At 68.6% G+C, this 20,733-nt stretch carries 21 protein-coding genes and 2 pseudogenes; 9 read left to right on the top strand and 14 right to left on the bottom strand.

Annotated elements, in window-relative coordinates:
* Positions 1-53: 53 nt before the first annotated feature.
* The gene (locus ACWCHM_RS16125; protein WP_454218924.1) at positions 54-1,418 is read right to left on the bottom strand and encodes a glycoside hydrolase family 43 protein; all 1,365 of its coding nucleotides are present in this window, start codon (positions 1,416-1,418) and stop codon (positions 54-56) included.
* A gap of 14 nt (positions 1,419-1,432) precedes the next feature.
* Entirely contained in the window at positions 1,433-2,821 is a 1,389-nt protein-coding gene (locus ACWCHM_RS16130; RefSeq protein ID WP_454218925.1) for a glycoside hydrolase family 43 protein, read from the bottom strand.
* A gap of 598 nt (positions 2,822-3,419) precedes the next feature.
* On the opposite strand from ACWCHM_RS16130, the gene ACWCHM_RS16135 reads away from it, so the two are divergent.
* The 3 genes and pseudogenes from ACWCHM_RS16135 to ACWCHM_RS16145 all read left to right on the top strand — a co-directional run.
* Positions 3,420-4,478: a LacI family DNA-binding transcriptional regulator gene (locus ACWCHM_RS16135; protein WP_454218926.1), complete on the top strand. Its 1,059-nt coding sequence runs from the start codon at positions 3,420-3,422 to the stop codon at positions 4,476-4,478.
* Positions 4,479-5,227: 749 nt separating this feature from the next.
* A complete protein-coding gene (locus ACWCHM_RS16140; RefSeq protein ID WP_454218927.1) occupies positions 5,228-6,697 on the top strand; it encodes an arabinofuranosidase catalytic domain-containing protein in 1,470 nt (489 codons plus the stop codon).
* Between the two features lie 97 nt (positions 6,698-6,794).
* A pseudogene (locus ACWCHM_RS16145) lies at positions 6,795-7,322 on the top strand (alpha-L-fucosidase); the annotation flags it as partial.
* A gap of 49 nt (positions 7,323-7,371) precedes the next feature.
* Here the strand turns inward: ACWCHM_RS16145 and ACWCHM_RS16150 are convergent.
* Positions 7,372-7,557, bottom strand: a complete 186-nt coding sequence (locus ACWCHM_RS16150) for a hypothetical protein (protein WP_454223244.1) — start codon at positions 7,555-7,557, stop codon at positions 7,372-7,374.
* On the opposite strand from ACWCHM_RS16150, the gene ACWCHM_RS16155 reads away from it, so the two are divergent.
* Complete coding sequence (locus tag ACWCHM_RS16155; protein ID WP_454223090.1) at positions 7,490-7,729, top strand: hypothetical protein; 240 nt, start codon at positions 7,490-7,492, stop codon at positions 7,727-7,729. The two genes, ACWCHM_RS16150 and ACWCHM_RS16155, sit on opposite strands and share 68 nt — an antisense overlap.
* Positions 7,730-7,907: 178 nt before the next feature.
* Here the strand turns inward: ACWCHM_RS16155 and ACWCHM_RS16160 are convergent, their stop codons facing one another.
* From ACWCHM_RS16160 to ACWCHM_RS16200, 9 genes and pseudogenes are all read right to left on the bottom strand, one after another.
* On the bottom strand, positions 7,908-8,258 hold the full coding sequence (locus tag ACWCHM_RS16160; protein WP_421488760.1) for an S-adenosylmethionine decarboxylase family protein: 351 nt from the start codon (positions 8,256-8,258) through the stop codon (positions 7,908-7,910).
* Between the two features lie 11 nt (positions 8,259-8,269).
* Entirely contained in the window at positions 8,270-9,394 is a 1,125-nt protein-coding gene (locus tag ACWCHM_RS16165) for a hypothetical protein (RefSeq protein ID WP_454218928.1), read from the bottom strand.
* The gene (locus ACWCHM_RS16170) at positions 9,391-10,068 is read right to left on the bottom strand and encodes a class I SAM-dependent methyltransferase (protein WP_454218929.1); all 678 of its coding nucleotides are present in this window, start codon (positions 10,066-10,068) and stop codon (positions 9,391-9,393) included. The genes ACWCHM_RS16165 and ACWCHM_RS16170 overlap by 4 nt, the downstream gene beginning before the upstream one ends.
* Positions 10,065-10,805 (bottom strand): class I SAM-dependent methyltransferase, encoded by a 741-nt coding sequence (locus tag ACWCHM_RS16175; protein WP_454218930.1) that lies wholly within the window; start codon positions 10,803-10,805, stop codon positions 10,065-10,067. The genes ACWCHM_RS16170 and ACWCHM_RS16175 overlap by 4 nt, the downstream gene beginning before the upstream one ends.
* Positions 10,802-11,905, bottom strand: a complete 1,104-nt coding sequence (locus tag ACWCHM_RS16180; RefSeq protein ID WP_454218931.1) for an NAD(P)-dependent oxidoreductase — start codon at positions 11,903-11,905, stop codon at positions 10,802-10,804. Before ACWCHM_RS16180 ends, ACWCHM_RS16175 begins: the two co-directional genes overlap by 4 nt.
* A 137-nt stretch (positions 11,906-12,042) precedes the next feature.
* Complete coding sequence (locus ACWCHM_RS16185) at positions 12,043-13,227, bottom strand: M20 family metallopeptidase (RefSeq protein ID WP_454218932.1); 1,185 nt, start codon at positions 13,225-13,227, stop codon at positions 12,043-12,045.
* Positions 13,224-14,018, bottom strand: coding sequence for a helix-turn-helix transcriptional regulator (locus tag ACWCHM_RS16190; RefSeq protein ID WP_454218933.1), 795 nt, complete (start codon positions 14,016-14,018; stop codon positions 13,224-13,226). Before ACWCHM_RS16190 ends, ACWCHM_RS16185 begins: the two co-directional genes overlap by 4 nt.
* Before the next feature lie 28 nt (positions 14,019-14,046).
* On the bottom strand, positions 14,047-14,757 hold the full coding sequence (locus ACWCHM_RS16195; RefSeq protein WP_454218934.1) for a hypothetical protein: 711 nt from the start codon (positions 14,755-14,757) through the stop codon (positions 14,047-14,049).
* A gap of 8 nt (positions 14,758-14,765) precedes the next feature.
* Positions 14,766-15,705, bottom strand: a pseudogene (locus ACWCHM_RS16200) (IS5 family transposase).
* Between the two features lie 283 nt (positions 15,706-15,988).
* Here ACWCHM_RS16200 and ACWCHM_RS16205 point away from each other — a divergent pair.
* The 3 genes from ACWCHM_RS16205 (at position 15,989) to ACWCHM_RS16215 (ending at position 17,593) form a co-directional block, all read left to right on the top strand.
* Positions 15,989-16,123: a hypothetical protein gene (locus ACWCHM_RS16205; RefSeq protein WP_454218935.1), complete on the top strand. Its 135-nt coding sequence runs from the start codon at positions 15,989-15,991 to the stop codon at positions 16,121-16,123.
* A 482-nt stretch (positions 16,124-16,605) separates the two neighbouring features.
* Positions 16,606-17,127, top strand: coding sequence for a hypothetical protein (locus ACWCHM_RS16210; RefSeq protein WP_208567082.1), 522 nt, complete (start codon positions 16,606-16,608; stop codon positions 17,125-17,127).
* Positions 17,128-17,254: 127 nt separating this feature from the next.
* On the top strand, positions 17,255-17,593 hold the full coding sequence (locus ACWCHM_RS16215; RefSeq protein ID WP_454218936.1) for a hypothetical protein: 339 nt from the start codon (positions 17,255-17,257) through the stop codon (positions 17,591-17,593).
* A 118-nt stretch (positions 17,594-17,711) separates the two neighbouring features.
* Here ACWCHM_RS16215 and ACWCHM_RS16220 read toward each other — a convergent pair whose 3' ends face one another.
* On the bottom strand, positions 17,712-17,906 hold the full coding sequence (locus ACWCHM_RS16220; protein WP_302746702.1) for a hypothetical protein: 195 nt from the start codon (positions 17,904-17,906) through the stop codon (positions 17,712-17,714).
* Entirely contained in the window at positions 17,893-18,462 is a 570-nt protein-coding gene (locus ACWCHM_RS16225; protein ID WP_454218937.1) for an ISAs1 family transposase, read from the bottom strand. Before ACWCHM_RS16225 ends, ACWCHM_RS16220 begins: the two co-directional genes overlap by 14 nt.
* Positions 18,463-18,602: 140 nt before the next feature.
* Here ACWCHM_RS16225 and ACWCHM_RS16230 point away from each other — a divergent pair, with 140 nt between their 5' ends.
* On the top strand, positions 18,603-19,652 hold the full coding sequence (locus ACWCHM_RS16230) for a TRM11 family SAM-dependent methyltransferase (RefSeq protein ID WP_454218938.1): 1,050 nt from the start codon (positions 18,603-18,605) through the stop codon (positions 19,650-19,652).
* 56 nt (positions 19,653-19,708) lie between these two features.
* A protein-coding gene (locus tag ACWCHM_RS16235; protein WP_454218939.1) for an IS5 family transposase occupies positions 19,709-20,601 on the top strand; the annotation gives its coding sequence in 2 pieces (ribosomal slippage) (positions 19,709-20,089 and positions 20,092-20,601; 891 coding nt in all).
* Positions 20,602-20,733: the final 132 nt, after the last annotated feature.

Consider the following 20,733-nt stretch of genomic DNA (forward strand, 5'->3'; position numbering starts at 1 on the left):
GGGGTGGTCGTCGCCGGCCACGGTGGGACGGGCGGCCGGGGCGGTGCGGGGCGTCAGCGGAACTGCCACCAGTTGACGTTGAAGAGGTTGCCGCTGCCCCCGGCGAACCGCAGGTACACGTCCTGGGTGCCGGTGACGCCGCTGACCGGGCAGGTGACCGTGGTCCAGGTCTGCCAGCCGCCGGTCACCGGGACGGTGCAGGTGCCCACGGTGGTGCCGGTGGCGCTGCCCAGTCGCACCTCGATGCGGCCACCGGTGGTAGCGGAGGCGACCCGGGCGGTGAACGAGGTGGCGCCGGCACCGAAGGCGACCCCCTTGACCTTGATGTGGTCGCCGTTGTTGAGCCAGCCGACGTTCATCCCGCCTTCGCTGGCGGGCTCGGTCTCCACCCCGACCGACCAGGCGATCGTCTCCGCCTCCTGGCGGACGTACGGGTTGAGGGTGCCGACCTGGGGGGCGCCGGTGGTGGTCATGCTGATCGTCGGGATGGTGCCGTCGGCGCGGTAGCTGAACTTCTCCACCGCGACCGAGCGGGTGAAGCCGCCGCCGCCGGGCAGCGCGCCGTTGTGGTAGAAGAAGTACGAGCCGCCGTTGAAGTCGATGACGGCGGCGTGGTTGGTGAAGCTGGCCCCCTGCCGGGGCATGATCGTGCCACGGTAGGTCCACGGCCCGGTCGGGCCGGGCGCGGTGGAGTACGCGATGAACTCCGAGCAGCACTCGGCCGCGAACACGTTGTAGTAGAGGCCGTTGCGCTTGTAGACCCAGGGCGCCTCCTCGTAGAGGGTGGGGCGGCTGGTGTTTCCGCTGCGGGTGCCGAAGCCGGCGGTGGTCAGCGGGATCTGGGTCGGGCTGCCGGAGAACGAGACCATGTCGGTGTTGAGCCGCACGTACCACAGGTTGGGGTTCCCCCAGTAGAGGTACGCCTGCCCGGTGTCGTCGACGAACGCGTGCGGGTCGATCTCGCCGTTCTCCACCAGGGGTCGGCCGATGGCGTCCCGGAACGGGCCGGTGGGGCTGTCGGCGACCGCGACCCCGATCGCCATCCGCCCGGTGGCCCGGTTCTTGACCGGGACGTACCAGTAGAAGCGGCCGTTGCGGTAGACGGTCTGTCCGGCCCACGCGTCGGCGCTGGCCCAGCTGAAGGTGGCCAGGTTCATCGGGGAGCCGTGGTCGGTCCAGTTGACCATGTCCGCCGACGAGTAGACCCGCCAGTCCTTCATCGTGAAGTACGTCGAGCCGTCCTCGTCGTGGCCGGTGTAGAGGTAGACCCGGCCGTTGTACACCAGCGCCGCCGGGTCGGCCGTGTAGATGGTCTGCACGATGGGGTTGTCCGCGTGGCCGGCGACCGGGCTCAGCACGACCACGCAGAGCAGGCTCGCGAGCAGTGCCGCACCGCGGCGCAGCAGGGTTCTCGTCATGGTGTCCTCCTCGGTCAGGGCGTGATGCGGAAGGTGGCGTCCTGCCGGTCGTTCAGGGCCGAACCGGCGCTGAGCGGGTCGATCCGCAGCAGGTTCCCGGCGTGCCGCAGGTACCGGTCGGGGAAGTTGGCGGAGCGGAACGACGTCCATGCCGCGTCGGCCAGGCCGGCGGTACGGTGGAAGGTGGCGTCGGCGCGGAACGTCGCGGACCCGTCGTTCGGGTCGAGCCGGATGGCGTAGTTGCTGTGCCGCAGGAAGTTGCCCGGTCGGTTCACCGACTCGAACGAGACCCCGGCGGCGTCGGACAGGCCGGCCACCATCCGCCACAGCTGGTCCTGGTACGGGTCGAACGGGTACGGGTCGATCCGGCCGACGCCGTTGCTGTGCCGTACGACGTAGTCCGGCAGGTTGGACGACTTGAGCCGCACCCAGTTCGGGGTGCCCCACCGGGACACCATCGCGTTGTACTCGGCGTCGCTGATCCCGACGATCGAGCCGTGCTTGGCGTTCAGCGGCGGGGTGTAGTCCCGCTGGTTGAGCGCCGTCCACGAGTTGCCGGTGATGTTGGAGGTGGACCAGATGTAGTAGTCGGCGTTGACCGGGTTGAACGAGTCGCCCCACAGCCGCCAGCCACTGCCGTCGTTGTTCTTGACCAGCAGCGGCGCCTCGATCGCGTTGCCCATCCGCAGCCCGCTGGTGTAGGTGGTGAAGCTGTTCGGCGCCCCGGTCGAGGAGCGTGCGCCGTGCAGCAGACCGGTGGACAGGTTCTTGTAGTACAGGTAGGTGGTGCCGCCGTCGACGACGACGTCGCCGTCGAGCACGCCGAAGCCGGGGCTGAAGAACACCTGCTGGGGGCCGATGTTGACGAAGTCGCTCGTGTAGTTGACCATCAGCACGTCGCCGCCGCTGTTGCAGGAGTAGACGATGGCGTACTGGCCGCGGGCGGCGTCCCAGAACGCCGTCGGTGCCCAGGTGTGCGAGTTGGGCAGGGTGTGCATCCTGATCCGGCGGTAGCCGGTGAGGTTCGTGAGGTTGGTCGAGTCCCACACGTGCAGGTACTGGCTGTTCAGGCCGAAGTTGGTGCCCTTGAGGTCGGTGGCCAACACCACGAAGGTGCCGTCCTGCTTGCGGAACACGAAAGGGTCACGCAGGCCCAGTTGCCCCTGGGTCGGCGTCACCACCGGATTGTTCTGGTTCAACGGTGTCCAGTTCAGACCGTCCCGGCTCACCGCCAGGTGCAGACCGTAGTCCGCGCCCTGGAAGCTCGGCGTCTCGGTAAAGTAGGCCATCGCGTACGCGGTGTTCGCCGCCCAGGCGACACCGGGCAGCCCAGCCACCGTTGCCGCGGTGAGTGCACCGGACGCGGCCACGGCCTTGATGAGTGCTCGTCGACTGATCGCCACGATACGGAACCCTTCTGCCATCGTTTTGGTCGTCCATTTGCGAAAATGCAGTACGTCTGAGCGGCGGAGCGGCAGCGGGGCTGGGTGCGGCCGGCCGCCACCATCGCGACCCTGGTCCCGCCGAAGGAGATGCGGACGCCGGCAGCCATCGACACCGGCCGTCATCAGCCCGGATGCCAACGAACACCGGTTCGCGCCAGGCGGAACCGCCGTCCTGTTAGCGTTCACAGATGCTGCCCAGGCATCCTCACCCGAGGGTCTACCGACGCCCGGACTCCCGACCGCGCGTCACATTCCCTGACATGGACTCTCGTGGATGGCTGTCTCAGCCGTCAAGATGTGACGATCAGATTTCGCGAAAAATCCCCCCCGTTGACGTTCGGTCGAAACTCCCGAAACCGCCGCCCGCACGGTGGCCCACCCTCTCTCACCTGCTATGAACCTATCCGGGGACGACGCGATCCACCATCGGGACTTTCGAATGTTATCGATAACAGTTTCGCGCCTCGCCGCAGTCGTCGACAGACGACGGGGCGGCAGTCCGGCGACCTGAGCGGCACCTGGCCAACCCCCGCACCTCCACCCATAGACTTCCTTCGTGATTGAGAAAGGCCCCGAGCAGCACCTCCGCAGACCCCGGCGCGGTGACCTGCCCATCGCCGCGATCGCCGAACTCGCCGGCGTCTCCCCACCCACGGTCTCCAAGGTCCTCAACGGCCGCCGCGACGTGGGCGAACAGACCCGGCAGCGGGTGGAGGCACTGCTCCGCGACCACGGCTACCGACGGCGGGACACCACCGGCACGGCGCTCTGCATCGAGGTGGTCTTCCACCAGATGCTGTCCTCGATCGCCATGGAGATCCTGCTCGGTGTCCAGGGGGTCACCTCTGCCAGCGGCTACACGGTCGGCTTCACCGATGTGGGTGAGCGCCTGAGAGCGGGGCAACCCTGGGCGGCGCCGCTGCTGCTGCGGCAGCCGGCCGCCGTCATCACGATGTTCTCCCTGTTCACCGCCGAGGACGGCGAGCAGTTCGCGGCGGCCGGGACACCACTCGTCGCGGTCGACCCGATCGGGAGCCTGATCCCCACCCCCGCCGTCGGGTCGAACAACTGGAGCGGTGCCGTCGCCGCCACCCAGCACCTTCTCGACCTCGGTCATCGGCGGATCGGAGTGCTCACCGGGCCGGTCAGGGACCTGCACGCACGGGCTCGTCTGGACGGCTTCCGGGCCGCGTTGGACAACGCCGGCGTCCCGTTCGACGCAACCCTCGAACGACACGGGATGTTCACCGTCGAGGACGGCCGCGACCTCGGCGCCGAGCTGCTCGCCCGCCCGGATCCACCGACTGCCGTCGTCTGCGGCAACGACCTGCAGGCGATGGGCGTCTACGCGGCGGCGCGGGAGGCGGGGCTGCGGATCCCTGACGATCTCAGCGTCGTCGGCTTCGACGACGTCGAACCGGCGGCGTGGCTGGCTCCGCCGCTGACCACGGTGCGGCAGCCGTTCGCCGAGATCGGTGCCACCGCCGCCCGGCTCGCGCTGGCCATCATCGATGGCAGGTCGCTCAGCCAGGAACGATACGAGGTCGGCACGACTCTCGTCGCCCGTGGCAGCACCGCCCCGCCCGGCTCCGGATCGTCGACTCCTCCGACGTGACCGAAGAACTTCGCCGGGCAGCGGGCCACCCACCGTGGCTCGTCCTGGATCACTGCCAGGACGGGACCGTAGTCCGCGCCCTGGAAGCTCGGCGTCTCGGTGAAGTAGGCCATCGCGTACGCGGTGTTCGCTGCCCACGCGACACCGGGCAGCCCAGCCACCGTTGCCGCGGTGAGCGCACCGGAGGCGGCAGCGGCCTTGACGAGTGCTCGTCGGCTGATCGCCACGGTGCGGGCCCCTTCTGTCGGCGTGCTTGTCGGTTGGCTTGGTCGAAAAGTGCAGTAGGTCCAATGAGCAGGGCCGCCACACGGGACACTCCGATCGGCACGGTTTCGCACGTCCGGCCCGCCGCCGATGCGACACCCCACCATTCGCGAAAGCTGTCGTTCTTCCCGATCAGCTCCAGAACGCAGCACCACCGTCATTCATTTTCCCTGGTGGATGAGTCTTTCGCTCCCCTAGCAGGCGGTCGAGAGCAGGGTGGACCCCGGTCACCAAATCCATTGACATGCTCGTATGTGAGCGTTAACTTGCTCATCAGTGCAGCAGTGTGGGTCACGCCCTCTGCCGCCGATTCGGCCGACCGTTGGCCCTGACGTCCGGGCCGCCAGCCCCAACGGCACCGACCAGCGGACTCGCCAGGCTGCACGGTTGCTCCTGCCTGCCGGAGTTCGGGCCCGACAGGCGGCGAACCGGAGGGGCCCACCCCGAGTGGGCCCATGAACTCTCGTCCACATCTGGAGGACTCCATGAGACGTGGCACTGTCTGGCGTCAAGCGTCGGGGCCGATCGCGGCCCTGGCCACGCTGGCCCTGATCGGCAGCGGCACCGTCGGGACGCCCCAGGCGTCCGCGGCGGCCGCCGGCTGCCAGGTCACCTACACGGTCAGTTCACAGTGGCCCGGCGGCTTCGGCGCGGGCGTCACCATCACCAACCTGGGCGACCCGGTCAGCAGTTGGCGGCTCACCTGGAGCTTCGACGCCGGCCAGACCGTCACCCAGCTCTGGAACGGCTCCTACACCCAGTCGGGCGCCCAGGTCGCCGTCACCAACGTGTCCTACAACGGCAGCATCCCGACCGGGGGCAGCACCTCGTTCGGCTTCAACGGCGCGGCGACCGGCAGCAACCCGGCCCCCACCACGTTCACGCTGAACGGCACGACCTGCACCGGCGGCGTCATCCCCACCACGCCTCCAACCACCACACCACCGCCGACCACCCCGCCACCCACCACGCCGCCACCGACCACGCCGCCGCCGGGCACCCGCCTGCCCTGCGACCTCTACGCCGCCGGCAACACCCCCTGCGTGGCCGCCCACAGCACCACCCGAGCCCTGTACGCCGCGTACACCGGCAACCTCTACCAGGTCCGCCGCGCCTCGGACAACACCACCCGCACCATCACCCCACTGACCGCCGGCGGAGTCGCCAACGCCGCCGCCCAGGACACCTTCTGCGCCAACACCACCTGCCTCATCACCATCATCTACGACCAGAGCGGCCGCGGTAACCACCTCACCCAGGCACCCCCCGGCGGCTTCCCCGGCCCCGCCCCCGGCGGCTACGACAACCTCGCCAACGCCACCGCCGCCCCCACCACACTCAACGGCCAGAAAGCCTACGGAGTGTTCGTCGCCCCCGGCACCGGCTACCGCAACAACACCACCAACGGCATCGCCAAGGGCGACCAACCCGAAGGCATGTACGCCATCCTCGACGGCACCCACTACAACGGCGGCTGCTGCTTCGACTACGGCAACGCCGAAACCAACAGCCGGGACAACGGCAACGGCACCATGGAAGCCATCTACTTCGGCAACAACAAGGTCTGGGGCTACGGCGCCGGCAACGGCCCCTGGATCATGGCCGACCTCGAGAACGGCCTTTTCTCCGGGGTCAACCAGAAGTACAACGCCAACGACCCCAGCATCAGCCACCGCTACCTCACCGCCATCATCAAGGGCGAACCCAACCACTGGGCCATCCGCGGCGGCAACGCCCAGTCCGGCAACCTGTCGACCTTCTACAACGGCGCGCGACCCAACGTCCCGGGCTACAACCCGATGAAGAAGGAAGGCGCGATCATCCTCGGCATCGGCGGCGACAACAGCCATGGCGCCGCCGGCACCTTCTACGAAGGCGTCATGACCGCCGGCTACCCCACCGACGCCACCGAGAACGCCGTCCAGGCCAACATCGTCGCCGCCGGCTACCGGTGACCTGGTCTCCGCCACACCACCACCGTCCCCCACGGAGACCCGTCAGGTCCTCGTCATCCCTGAGGTCTACGACTTCGAGCGCGGTGGCCCGGCGGGCATCCAGTCTCCCTACTGGCTCACCGACGACAGCGTCTCCAGCAGCAACTGGTGCTACACCCAGGGCATCGGCTACTACTCGACCACCGCCCTGCTGCACGCGTTGATCGGCCGGGTCAGCAAGAACGGCACCATGGTCCTCAACATCGCCCCGACGGCCGACGGCGTCATCCCGTCCCGGGCAACAGACGATCATGCGGGGTATCGGCGACCACCTCAAGCGGTTCGGCGAGTCGATCTACGGCACCCGGGCCTGGTCCGTCCACGGCGAGGGACCCACCCAGATGGGCGGTGGGTCCCTCGTCACGCCGCGCGCGGGCACAACCGGGACATCCGGTTCACCCGCAACAAGAACCACACCGTCCTGTACGCGACAGTGCTGGGCTGGCCGGGCAGCACCATGACCATCTCGACGATGACGTCGAGCCGGGTGAACCTGGGCAACCTGACCGGCGTGCAGCTGCTCGGCTCCACCGCCGGCACGGACGTCAACCTGCCCCGGCCCACCCAGGATGGGTCCGGCCTGCACGTCACCATGCCCTCGGCGAGCGCTCCGTACAGCGCGCTCGCGTACGTGGTCAAGCTGACCTTCGTCGGCGCGACCCCCACCGCGACACCGCCTCCCACCCCACCGCGACACCGACCCCGACCGGCACCACCGCGCCGCCGGCCGGCCAGGCGACGGCGAAGTACACCATCACCAACTCCTGGGCCGGTGGCTTCCAGGCCGACGTCACCGTCACCGCTGGGGCGTCGCCGATCAACGGGTGGATGGTCTCTTCGCAACCGGCGCCCTGCCCGCCACCCCGGGCACCCCAGGGACGAGCACGGCCCAGACGGGCCGTCTCTCGGGGTATGCCCGATTCCCGCAGCCGTCAGCGGCGGAGGTGGAGTTCTCTCAGTAGCGGTCCAAGCAGGCCAAAAACGACGGAGTGAGGCCCTGGCACGGCCGGGAGGACCGGGCACCGTTTCGAGCCGACGCTCCATGCAGAGTTCGATACGCACCTCGACGAGCGCGGCATTAGCCCAGCCGTATGCAGCAGATGATCCGGCCGCGACGGGTGTGTGCACGGCACGTCGCCCCCTCCGGGCCCTTCGTCGTATCAGTCGCGGTTCAGGCGGCGATGGGTGCCGGTAACGGCAGACGCGGAACTCGACCGTTGAGGGCGACATCGCCGCCGAGCAGCGCGAGGATCGGCGCGACGGCCATGTCCGGGTCGCTGTCGGCCCGGCAGGTGAACACGTCGATGTGGGCGAGCCCGAGCTCTGGCCACGTCGACACGGTGATGTGGGACTCGGCGAGGATCAGGACGCACGTCGCGCCGTGCGGCTGGAACGGCTCGATCAGTTCGGAGCGGGCCGTGTTGCCCAACAGGCGGCACGTCTCCCGCATCGCGGTCATAATCTGCCCCGGGTCGACGTCGGCCCTGGCGCAGTTGGTCACGTCGTAGACAGCGTGGATCACGGGTGCTCCGATCAGGCGGCGCGGGGCGCGGGACGGGCGGCCAGGTGCTCGTTGAGCAGGGCGGCGAAGTAGTCGACGGTGTAGGAGCGGTGCAGCCGGCGCGGGTCGCTGGCCCACCGGGAAACCTCGGCCCACAGGATGTCGAGGACGTGGTCGCCGTGCTCGGCCAGCAGGACGTCGAGGTTGAGGAACAGCTCGGGCAGGTCGGCGTACGCGCCCTTGGCGACGTACAGGCTTTTGGACAGCTTGCCGCCGGTGCGGTCGACTACGAGCGGTGTAAACACGGAGACGGGCCAGTTGCGCGGCGGTACGCCGAGGGTGGCCAGGCCGGGCGCGAGGACTCGGCTGTGCCAGGCTCCGCCCCAGTCGGCGCCGTCGGCGGAGACGGAGCAGGCGTCGTACAGCTCCCGTTCGGCCGCGAGGAGGTAGCCCTTCTGGATCGAGCGGACCGGGGTGTTCGCGTCGTACCAGCCGCCGCCGTCGACCGGGACGTGCTCGGTGTACGGGCCGTGGTCCGGGCAGATGCTGTCGAGTTGCACGGCGTCGGGTAGCGCGGTGATTCGCAGGTGCTTGCCGGCTTTCTCCATGAGACGGCACGCGGGGCAGCGCGGCCGGATTTTGACCACGCCGTCGGTGGGGGCGCAGATCGGCGCGAATGCGTCGAGCTGCCGGGCGATGTGGTGCAGGCACTCTCGGACCGGACGCAGGTTTTGGTAGACGGCGTACGGCCGTACCTCGTAGGGCACCCCGGAGCGGTCCCGGGCCCAGTCGAGGAGCCGCCGGAACCCGTCGGTTCGGGTGGCCTCGTTGAGGCGGCCTGCGTCGATGAGGTCGCCGACGGTGCGGGTGTATTGCTCGCCCCCGCGCTCCAGGTGCTCGGCTGGTGCGTTCTCCAGGGCGTCGAAGACCACGGTCGCGGGAAGCCCGAGGTCGTCGGCGGCGTGCGCGGCGTAGGCGAAGACCGTCAGGATCGTGACGGTGGTGCCGAAGTGCGGCACGCCGTTGAGCTGCGCTGCGGTCGTCACGCGAAGCGCGGACCGGCCGGCTGCTGCCGCGCGCAGCAGGTCGGAGTTGCGGTTGGTGAGGTGGGCGATGCCGACCGGCGCGAAGATGAGGTCGGTGCTGGGGGTGGTCACTGTTTCCTCCCGGTGTAGAGCCACAGGCTGGGGAACTGCGGATCGACGCTGGCTACTCGGTGCAGCAGGTGCGGGTGGATGCCGGCATCGGCGAACGCGCGACGGTAGAGGCCTTGCGTCAGCGTGACCCGGCCGGTTTGGCGGGACGGCTCGGGAACCCAGTTCGCGCCGGCGCACCAGCCGCCGGGGGCGAGCGGTACGTGCGCCCTGCGCCAGGCGTCGAGGAAGTGCTCTGGGGTTTCGGCGAGGCCGAGCAGACCGAACTGGGTGACCAGGTCGGTGCTGCCGGGGGCCAGGGCCAGCGACGGTCCGTTGAGGCAGTCTGCGATCAGGGTGCCGGCCAGGGACCGGCATCGGCGGGTGAAGTCCTCGGCGGTGCGGTGGCACATCCTCAGCACCGTCGTATAGGCGGGGCGTGGCTGGCCCTGGGCGGCGTACCGGGACAGGATCGCCAGGCGGTCCGGGTCGACGTCAACGGCAATGAGGTGGTCGGCGGTGAGGGGGATTGACCACAGCAGCGATTCCGAGCCGGTGCCCAGATCGCACCACCGGCGGACGGGCGGAAGCTCGGAGAGGGCGGCGAGGACGTCCTCGGTGCCCATCCCGAACTCGAATTCGGCGTTGTAGTAGCGGTTCCAGTAGGGGTCGGCTGCCGCGACGGTCTGCCCGGTCATGTCGGCGCTGCGGCAAGGAGGACTTCGGTCAACTGGCCGAGCCCGGGCTGGTAGGTGGTCACCTTCATGCCCGCGGCCGCTGCGGCGTTGGTGACCGATGGGCGGTCGAGCAGCCGCAGGGTGACGGTGTGCTCGTAAACCTGGGTGTCGTCGTGCCGCAGGACGAACTCGATGCTGACGCGGTCGCCGGTGCGGCGCTGTCGACGGTGGCGCACCAGCGTGCCGCCGGAGGGGGCCGGTATCACGCGGTCGATGAAGGGCGCGTCGTCCCGTAGCGGCTCGTAGAAGCCGCACCTCTCGACCGGTTCGCCCAGCAGCGCCTGAAGGAGCACCTGGCCGCCGGGGTTCAGGACGCCAGCGAGCTGGTGGAAGATGTCCGGTAGCGGCATAGCGTCGGCGAGCTGGTTGAGCGCGCCGTTGGGCACCACGATCAGGTCGACCCGCAGTTGCTCGGCGGTGAGCGTTTCGAGCCGGGCGTGGATCAGGCTGACGTGCGGCACGCCTGCGACGTTCTCGGCTGCGGCGTCGAGCATCTCCGGGCTGGCGTCGATGAGCACCGTGGTGCATCCCGCAGCGGCGTAGGTGTGCGGGTAGTGCCCGGTGCCGGAGGGGACCTCTGCCACGGTCAGGCCCGGGCGCAGTAGGTCGTCGAGCAGTTGGGGGACGGTGAGTCCGGCGGTCACCTCCGCTGCGTACGTGCCGGCGCGGGTGGCGTATCCGGGCGTCGTGGCGGTCACCGCGTTATCCCGTAGAAGCGGGCGTGCTGGCGGACCACGGGGTGCGCCAGCACGCCGTCGGCGGTGATCTGAGCGGTCCGCACGGCGGTGTCGTCGCGGCCGCGTAGCACGGTCTCGGCCAGTCGCACCAGGTACGGCGCGGCGTTTGCGGCATACGCGTGGCTCGCGGTGACCGGCACCAGCGCGGGCCACACGTCCACCTTGACGTGCAGCACGCCCCGGACGATCCTCGGCGGGTCGCCCGGCTTCTGCACGGGTCCGGCCGTCGGGAGGTAGCCCGGCCCGTACCCGCAGGTGGCGTCCACGATGACCGCGCCGCGTCGCATGTGGTGCAGGTCGTTGGTGTGGATCATCGGCGGGGTGTCGTGGGTGGAGATCAGAATGGCGCCGATCACGAGGTCGGCGCTGGCTAGCGCCTCGCGGAGGACCGTACGGTCGTTGGCGAGCACGGTGACCCCGGTCGGGGCTGCGGCCTGGTATTCGTCGCGGGACGTGGGGCCGCTGGTGAGGACGGTGACGCGGGCTCCGAGCTGCGCGGCGGTGAGCGCGGCGGCGCGGCCGACGTTGCCGCTGCCGATGACCACGACGTTCGCCGGCTCGGCTCCCGGCAGGCTACCGGGGAGGACACCGCGCCCGGCCGGGTGCTGCATCGCCTGCGTGCCGGCCAGGACGGCTTGCACGCCGGCGATGTGGCCGCCGGGGCGGCCGAGGGGGAACTGGCCGTTGTCGGCCAGGAACTCGTAGCTCCAGGCGTTCACCTTCGTGGACATCAGCGCGGCGAGCAGATCTACGTCACCGTCGGCGTGGAACAGCGCGCCGATGTGCTGCCCGGGCCGTAGGCGGGTGAGGTCGCCGGGGTCGGGCGACTTGTAGCGCAGCACGAGCGGTGCCGCCCATACCTCGTCGGGCATGGTGAGTCGCGCTCCGGCCTGCTCGTAGGCCGTGTCGTCGATGAAGATGCCCTCGCCGATGCCGGGCTCGGCGTGGATGTCGAACCCGGCGTCGGTGAGCGACCGCGCCAGGGTGGGGGTGAGGATCGTGCGGCGCTCGGGTCCGCTCTCGCGAGGGAATCCGATGGTCTGTGGGGGGTGGGGGCGCACGGTGGACGACCTCCTGAGGATGTGCCTACTGGTAGTGGCACCCTCACCCGCCGTGCAGGAGTGGGCCAGTTCACGGATGTCGTCGAACTATCTACCGCTTGTTCATCGACCAGTCGCGAGAACGATGAAAGCCCAGTTCAGCGAGATGCGAGCAGACCGAGAAGTGTCCGATGGTAGACAGCCTGCACCGCAGGGATGGACGCCAGCCGAATCCGCTCGTCCGTCGCGTGCAGCCCTTCGTAGTCGACGCCGAAACCGGCCGTCGCCGGGATGCCCAGACCAGCCAGATAGTTCCCGATGTTCGACGGGCCGGCGATCTTCGGCGACGGGGCGAGCCCGTAGCGCGTAGCGGCGTTGACCAGCTCCCGCACCATCGGGTCGGTGTCCGCCAGGGCGTACGGCGGCCATCTGGTCGTGATCTCGACGTGGGTCGGCGCAGTGTCCGGCCACCTTCGGTCGACTGCCCGGACGCACTCACGCACCAGCGTCTCCCCGGCCCGATCGTCCAGCGAGGGTGTGAGCCGCACGTCCACGTTCACCGTGCACAGGTCCGGAACGACGGAGTAGCCCTCTCCACCGCTGATCGCGGTCACCGTCAGCTTGGGCAACGGTGGGAAGGCTTGGGCGGGCCCGGGTAGCGGTGCGTAGCGCAGCTTCTGCACCAGCTCCGCGGCCTTGACGATCGCGTTCGGTGTCGGTCGGCTGCCTCCCGAGTGGCTCGACACCCCATGCACGTGCAGCCGGGCCCGAAGCACGCCGCGCCCGCCGACGACGACATGGTCGCCGCCCGGATAGCCGATCATCACGCCAGCGACGGGCGGGGCGTCACGGAAGTACGTCTTCGCCCCACCGAACACGCCGGTGTGCTCGTCGACGTCGAACAGCAGCACGACGCTGCCGCGCAGCCGATCGCGGACCGCCGCGAAGCGCACGCCGATGTGCGAGAAGACCGCGACGGCAGCTTTGGAGTCTGCCGCCCCACGGCCGTAGAGCCAGCCGCCGTCGGAGGCGGCCGATGTCGGAGCATGCGTCCAGGCGGCCTCGTCGCCGAACGGGGCGGTGTCGAGGCAGGCGTCGAGCACATAGCGTGGTCCTGGCTGCGCGCCGTGCATCTCGACCACAAGGGCGACGGCGTCCCCACTGGGCCCTTTCAGCCGGCGCGCCGGCAGTCCTCGCCCGGTGAGCCATGCTTCAAGGTGGTCGAGCGCCGGACCGTAGGGGTCGATGCCGCCTCGGCTGGGAAGGCGGACCAGGTCTCGGGTGAGCGTGATGACGGAGTCGTGGTCGTGCTGCGCCGCCTGCCACACCGGATCGTGGGTCACCCGCCACCCCGCTCTCGCAGCACGACCAACGCCTGCACGTCGGCCACCGTTTCGATGCGTCGAGCGGCAGCGTACGCCTGCCGGCCGTGGTCGAGCAGGCGTGAGGCCGGCCCGGCGCCGAGCAGCACCCCGGAGTCGAACGCCTCGTGGGAGGTCAGCGACGGGATGGGAACCACGGCCGCCCGCTCACTGGCCACGAAGAACCTCTCCGGAGCCAACGGGTCCTCCTCGATGCCGAGGTTGAGAGTCTTCACGCCCAAGCTGCGGTCGCGCGGATCGCGGATCTCCAGGAGCCGCGCCAGGTGATCGCGCAGCACCCGATAGTGAGGTGGGCCGTGCAGGACACGGTAGAAAATCAGCGCAGGGCTCGCCGCAAGGGCGGCTTCGATCGCTTGCAGGTAGCCAGTGCTACGTGACCGTGAGCCGGTGACGATGAGGCATTCACGGGCCTGCGCCACGACGGCCAGCATCGCCTCGTTCAGGTCGGCATACCGGGCCAGCAGTTGTGGCCCGTCGCCATGGTCGCCCAGGTGGTTGTCCTGGTGGGTGAACAACTCGTCGACGCTTTTGCCGTAGATGGCGCACAGCGTCTTGCGGTGAGCGTGGCTGGTGGTGTGCCGGCCCAACTCCCAGCCGCTGACCATCGTCGGGGTAACACCGGAATGCCCGCCGGTGGAGCGTTGGTCGAACGCCTCGACGACCTTCTCCAGCGTCCACCCTCGCGCGAGGCGGGCACGGCGCAGGGGGGACGGCTCCTTGGGGGTTGCCTGACGACGAATGATGACTTCCACCTCCCAGTCGCCGCGGCCGAGGATGCCGCTAGTGACCGTGCACGGTCATCTCGCGGGTCGGCAAGTCGGCCGTGACCTTCTCGCAGATGCTCAGCAGATCGGGATGGTTGCGTAGCCGGGTGTAGCCCTGAGGGGGATGGAACGAGCCGAGTTCGACCTTGAGCTGATCCAGCGGCATCCCCGGGTACTGAACGACCCGCTGAATGGGGATCGCGAACGCTTGTGGCAGGTCCTGCACATACTCGAACACCGAAACGCCGTTACCCACGCGGGCCTGCTCGGCGATATCAGCGATGCGCTGCGGTGTGTCCACCACAGCGGGCCCCAGGTCGATCACCGCGCCAAGGCGGGACACCGGGGCGGTGAGGAAGACGAACCAGCGCACCGACTGGCCGGTCAAGAAGCGGCGTCGGAACTCGTGACGCTTCTCGCCGGCCCAGATCAGGTCGAAGTAGACCGGGTTAAGCGACATCAGCACCGGCTCCCGAACGTCGACCGAGGCGTCGTCGAAAAGGCTGGGTTGGGCGCTGCCGGTGAACAGATTCATCGTCACCCTATCCATCATGCGGCCAGCGTGGTCCTGTAGGTAGCCGTCCAGGTCAGTCGGTGTGTCGCCAGGTCGACCGGCGGTGCGGCCTCCTTCCGGCAGCCACCGACGCCGCCTGGTTGCAGGCGTGCTTCTCAGGTCAGTCGACGCCAGCCGGTGGGCATTGACCTCGTCGGTCTTGTTCAGGTACATCGCGCCGGTCAGTGTCTCGGATCCGACAGGAGAGCCCTTTGTGGGTCCGGTAGGTAGCCCCTAAGAGAGCGTTTCGCATGTCTGTCAGTCGGGTGTGTTGAGGGTGCGGCGTTGTTGGCGGGTGGTGGTCCGCCTCGGGTGAGACGGGCGAGCATGCCGGCGATGGCGGCCCAGCGGATCATGGCCTCGGAGGTGGCGGGGTGGGTTTCGTAGTCGCGGGCCAGCCGGCGGTGGGCGGTGAGCCAGGCCAGGGTCCTCTCTACCACCCATCGACGGCGGTGCACGACGAATCCTTGCTGGTCGGCGGGTTTGCGGATGATCTCCAGGGTGGTGCGCAGGACGTCGCGGGCCCAGTCGACCAGACGGCCGGCGAACCCGGAGTCGGCGAACACATGTCGGATCGGAGTCGCCATATAGGTGGCGAGCAGGGCGCCCTTCGCGCCGTCGCGGTCCTGCCACGAGGCAGCCAGGACCCACACGGTGACCAGCAGACCGAGGGTGTCGGTGACGATGAACCGTTTGCGGCCGTTGACCTTCTTCCCACTGTCGTAGCCGCGGGTATCGGAGTGCACGGTGTCGGCGGCGCGCACGCTCTGGGAGTCGATGATCCCTGCGGTCGGCTGCGGCTGCCGGTCGTGGGCCAGGCGGACATCCTCCCGCAGTTCGGTGAGGATCCGCTCGGTCACACCCCGCCGGTTCCACCGCTGGAAGTGGGAGTACACCGTCTGCCAGGGCGGGAAGTCCACCGGCAGGTACCGCCACGCGCAGCCGGTACGCACCACGTACAGGATGCCGTCAACGATCGCCCGACGAGGATGCTTCTCCGGCCTGCCCATCCACTGCGGCGACGGCAGCATCGGCTCGACGAACGCCCACTCGGCATCGGTCAGGTCAGACGGGTACCGCCGCACTCGATCCATACCCGTCTACCGACCGGACCCAGTTCATCGATCGCACCCACTGTGCGACACGCCCGACCAGCACACATCCCAAACGCTCTCTCAAAGAACGAGCCGCTGATGGTCTCGTCGGGAGCTGACCACCTCCTGCTGATCAAGGCGAGATGCATGTCAGCGAGGGGAGGCTCTCGCTGTGCGGTCGTCTTGATCACCCCCGAACGCGCGGGAGTAGATCGCCTGTTGCGGCAAGCGATGGTGAGTCGGCCGTGTGGCTTATCGGTGCTGGTCAAGGCGTCCACCAGACGGCCGGTGGTGGCATCCACGGGCAGGGGGTGGTCGACGAGGTGGACGAGGTATTGGCAGCCGCCGATGCGGCGGATGCGGCAAGCGATACCGGGGAGGCCGGGGTGGGTGGTGGTCAGGGTCTCTCGACCGGAGAAGGCCAGCGGATGCGAATCTTCAGCTGAGTGACTTGTGCCTCCGGGAATCCCTGTAGAGGTAACCTCATTTATGGGTTTCGTATAAAGTTGTCGGAGTTGAACTCCGACAATCAATGAGCTTGCGCGCAGGTGTGTTCATCAATAGCTTTGACAAGGCGCGGGGCGTCGTTCGATTAAGGGCCTGGATGACTCGCGCGCCCATCCCCTGAGATCAAGGTGAACGGCAATCGACCGAACGGATATTGCCACACCTTATTAAGGAAGAAGAGGCGATGGTCAGACGACCCGCAAGACTGCTACTCGCCACCATGCTGGTGACTTTGGGCGGCCCCACCGTAAGCGCCGTTCCCGCAGTGGCGGACTCCCGACCGAGCACGACGACGAAGGCGTACACCGAAGCCGCGGCTGCATCGGGGGCGAGCCAGTGCTCCAGTCCGGTGAGCGTACGGAAGGGTGCATGGGTCTGCCCAGACACGTCGAAGATCCGGGCCAACGGCGGAACGTGCTCGGTGCTCGGATGCTGGTATTACGTCGCGAACTACTGGGCCGAGTTCAGCGGCGATGGCATCTACGGCTACAACGGCACCACGTTGGGGAGCACCGAGTTCTTCATCGAGGTGAAGTTCAGCGGAGGCTCGTCCACGTCGAAGCCCTTCCAGTTCGAGTCGACGCGTGGCACCAAGCAGGTCCGGGCATCCGGCGAGCGGCTGTACTTCAGCACCGCCCACCCCGAGGGCTACCCGGTCAGCGGAGGCTCGACCTATCAAATGTGGAGCGGTGGCCCATATGGGGCCGGCGCGCTGGTGAACGGCTTCGGCTCCGGCGGCTACACCGCCTATGAGGGCAGCGTCGCCCACGCCGGGGTCGCCCACCAATTCGACTGGACGGACCCGTCCAGCTCGTACCCGGGCCGCTGGTACACCTTCATCAAGAGCCCGAAGTTCCACCGCAACTCCGCCGGAGCATACAACCTGGACGACCCGCCGCAGCTGGGCAGCGCCTGGTACGGCTCCGGCTGGAGCCCTTCCTGATACATCCGAGGCGAGATCGATCTGAAAAGCCTCTCACGGGGTCGAGGGCCGCGTGATCCAAGAGTGATCACGCGGCGCTCGATCCGCTTCCCGGCTCGAGCCCACACGAGTCGGGTAGCATCCACTCATGGAGGACTCCCGCCGCCGAACGAACGCCTTCTACCTACCTGAGGAGATGCGCGACAGCAAAATTGCGCCTCAACAGGTCATGTCTGCCCCTCGCCCAGGGTTCGGCACTGTCTATATTCACAAGGGTCGTGACCTACATCGGCGGATTGTGTGGGCCGCGAAATGGGTAGACGAAATGCCTGACGGCCAATCGGCGGGTGTCGAGGAATTCGAAGGCACCCGGGACGAGGTTCTGAGGTGGGCAAGGTCGCGTCCGGCAGCGCTCATCGTTGTGCCGGTAGAAAGGGAACCTTACTGGATTCCGGCACCCGAGAACGATGACGAGATCGATCTCTGATTTCGGTCTGACTGTGTACGGGGGTTGGTGTAGGTCCGGCGCGGGACGTCCTTCCCTGCTGCGCGTAGGGCATTGACCTCGGCATGAGGTTCTCCCTTGCGTCGGTGATACCCCAGGGTCATTGCGTTCTCGGATAGCTGCTGGTCACGGCGGTGATCAGGTCGTGTGAGCGGCGGTTGGCTTGGCGGGTGGCGCGGGCGATGTTGGTCGCGCCGGTGGTGCGGTGCCAGCCGATCGCGGTGTTGCGCAGGGTGGCGATGACGGCGGGTCCGTTGCCTGTCCGGGCTTGGTGAAGGTCTTCACGGAACGTCACGTCGCGTACGTGATGGAGGCGGTTCTCGATGTGCCAGTGGCGGCGGATCCAGGTTTGCAGGTCCGCGGGGCAGGGCTTGGCTGGCGGGCAGTGACACGGTCAGGTAGGCGGTCTCGCGGCTGGTCCTGCCGGTGACGATGCGGGTGCGGGTGATCCGGACGGCTTGCTGGGCGTGCGGGAAGGCGATGCCGCCGGGGGTGGCGACGGTGACGGCTTTGACGGTGCGGGTCTCGCGGCGGCCGTGACCGCGGTCGCGGGTCCGATCACCTGCCGGGATCTGCGCCCAGGGCAGCCCTTTCAACTGTGTGAACAGGGTCGGCTGGTTGGCCTTCACCTGGACGAGCAGATGCGCTCGGCGGGCGGTGACCTCGTCGGCGTGCCTGGTCTGGGTGTGCAGGGCGTCGGCGATGAACAGGACCCCTGCCAGGGTGCCGAGCACCGTCTCGACTGCGTCGAGCAGCGGGGCGAACGAGGTGATCTCGTTGCTCTTGGCGTTGACGGTGACCTGGGCGAGCACGATCCCGGTGGTGGTGTCCAGGGCGGACAGCAGATGCACATCGACGGCAAGACACTGCGCGGCGCCCGAACGGGCGACGGCCGCCAGGGACGGCAGGCGCCTACTCGCCGGCCGTCACCTTCCGGCATTCCGGGAACTGCTCGTGTTCGGGACCACCGCCACCGGTGAGGAGAACACCCATGCCTGAGCCGCATCGGTCGGCGCAGACCCCCGGTCTGCACGACTCCGCGCCACACCCCGACGGGTCCGATCTGCCGGCACTGCTCGCCGAGGGCTACCTCGGCTCGGTGTGGCTCACCGGCCAGCATCCGTCCCGCGACCTCCGTCGCGGCCGATACACCCCGGAGTCGCTGGCCCACCCCGGCAAGATGCTGCCCACCATCGCCCGATACGCCATCCGCACCTACACCAACCCCGGCGACGTGGTCCTCGACCCCATGGCCGGCATCGGCACCACCATCATCGAGGCCATGCACCTCGGCCGGCACGGCGTCGGGGCCGAGTACGAACCCGAATGGGTCGCCAGCGCAGCCGCCAACATCCACCACGCCGGCCAGACGGGTGCGTCAGGTCGGGGCGAGATCTACCACGGGGACTCGACCGCGCTGCCGGCACTGCTGCCGGCCAGCCTGCACGGCCGGGCCTCCCTCGTGATCACGTCCCCGCCCTACGGGTCGTCCACCCACGGCCACGTCCGCACCCCCGGCCCGAGACGCGGCAAAGTCCGCAAGATCAACCACAAGTACGGCAGCAGCGACAACCTCGCCTACCGCAGCCACGGCCAACTCGCCGACGGGTTCACCGCAATCCTCGCCGGCTGCCGCACGCTGCTCCGTCCTGGCGGACACGTCATCGTCACCGCCCGGCCCTACCGCCGCCACGGCGAACTCATCGACATCCCCGGCATGGTCACCGCCGCCGGCATCAACGCCGGCCTCGAACTCGTCGAGGAATGCATCGCCCTGATCTGCGGCGTCCGCAACGGCATGATCATCCCCCGCGCCTCGTTCTTCCAGCAGAAGAACACCCGTGACGCGATCACCACCGGCGACCCCCAATGGCTCTTGCAGCACGAAGACGTGGTTGTACTCCGCGCCCCGCTTCTGCCTCACGCAGGCTCCAGGGTCCAGCCGGGTTCGCCCGTGGTCGGGCTAGGCCCTGTGTCGAAGTCGGTGCCGGGGTTTGGGCTGTTGGGTGAGGATCTTCGCGTGTTGGTGTTCGAGATGTAGCGAGGTCTCCGGTATCTGGTTCAGCGACCAAGCAGAACCCGAACACCGGAGACCTCGTGGACACCCTAGTGGTGGCGAGGCGGCATGACCTTACCGACGCACAGTGGGTGGCGCTGGAGCCGTTGCTGCCTGCGGGGCGTCGGCCGGGTCGGCCGTCGAGATGGACGAAACGGCAGCTTATTGATGGGATTCGGTGGAGGACACGGGTCGGTGCCCCGTGGCGGGATGTTCCGGAGTGTTACGGGTCCTGGGCTGCGGTGTACGGGCTGTTCCGGCGTTGGCAGCGTGATGGGACCTGGGCGAAGATCCTGACCGTCTTGCAGGCTGTGTCTGATGCGGCCGGTCGGGTGGTCTGGGACGTGTCGGTGGACTCGACGGTCGCCCGAGCGCATCAGCATGCTGCCGGGGCGCGTAAAAGGGGGATCTGCAGGCAGAGCCGCCGGGTGGGGTCGGGGTCGAGCCGACCGATCACGCGCTCGGTCGGTCGCGGGGTGGGCTGACCACGAAGCTGCACCTGGCCTGCGAGCAGGGGCAGAAGCCGTTGTCGATCGTGTTGACAGCCGGGCAGCGTGGGGACAGCCCGCAGTTCACGGCCGTACTCGACGGGATCCGGGTGCCCCGTCTCGGCGCCGGCCGGCCACGGACCCGCCCGGACCGGGTCCTGGCCGATAAGGCCTACACGTCGAAGGCCAACCGCCGCTACCTGCGCCGACGCGGTATCGCCGCGACGATCCCCTCGAAGGCCGACCAAGACGCCAACCGACGCAAGAAAGGCTCCAAGGGCGGCCGACCCCCGGCCTTCGACCCTGAGCGATACAAGCAGCGCCACGCCGTGGAGTGCGGCATCAACCGACTCAAGCGCAACCGAGCCGTAGCGACCCGGTTCGACAAACTCGCCGTCCGCTACGAAGCCACCGTTCACATCGCCGCGATCAACGAGTGGCTATGACCGACTTCGACACAGGGCCTAAAGGGGCCGGGCGACGACGACCACCCGCACCGGTCGCCAAGTCCACTTCGTCCCACCAGCGCAGGGAGCAACGACGGGCTTGACACCTTCGGGCAGAAACGGATGGATCGA

It is taken from the genome of Micromonospora sp. SCSIO 07396 (genome assembly GCF_053667945.1).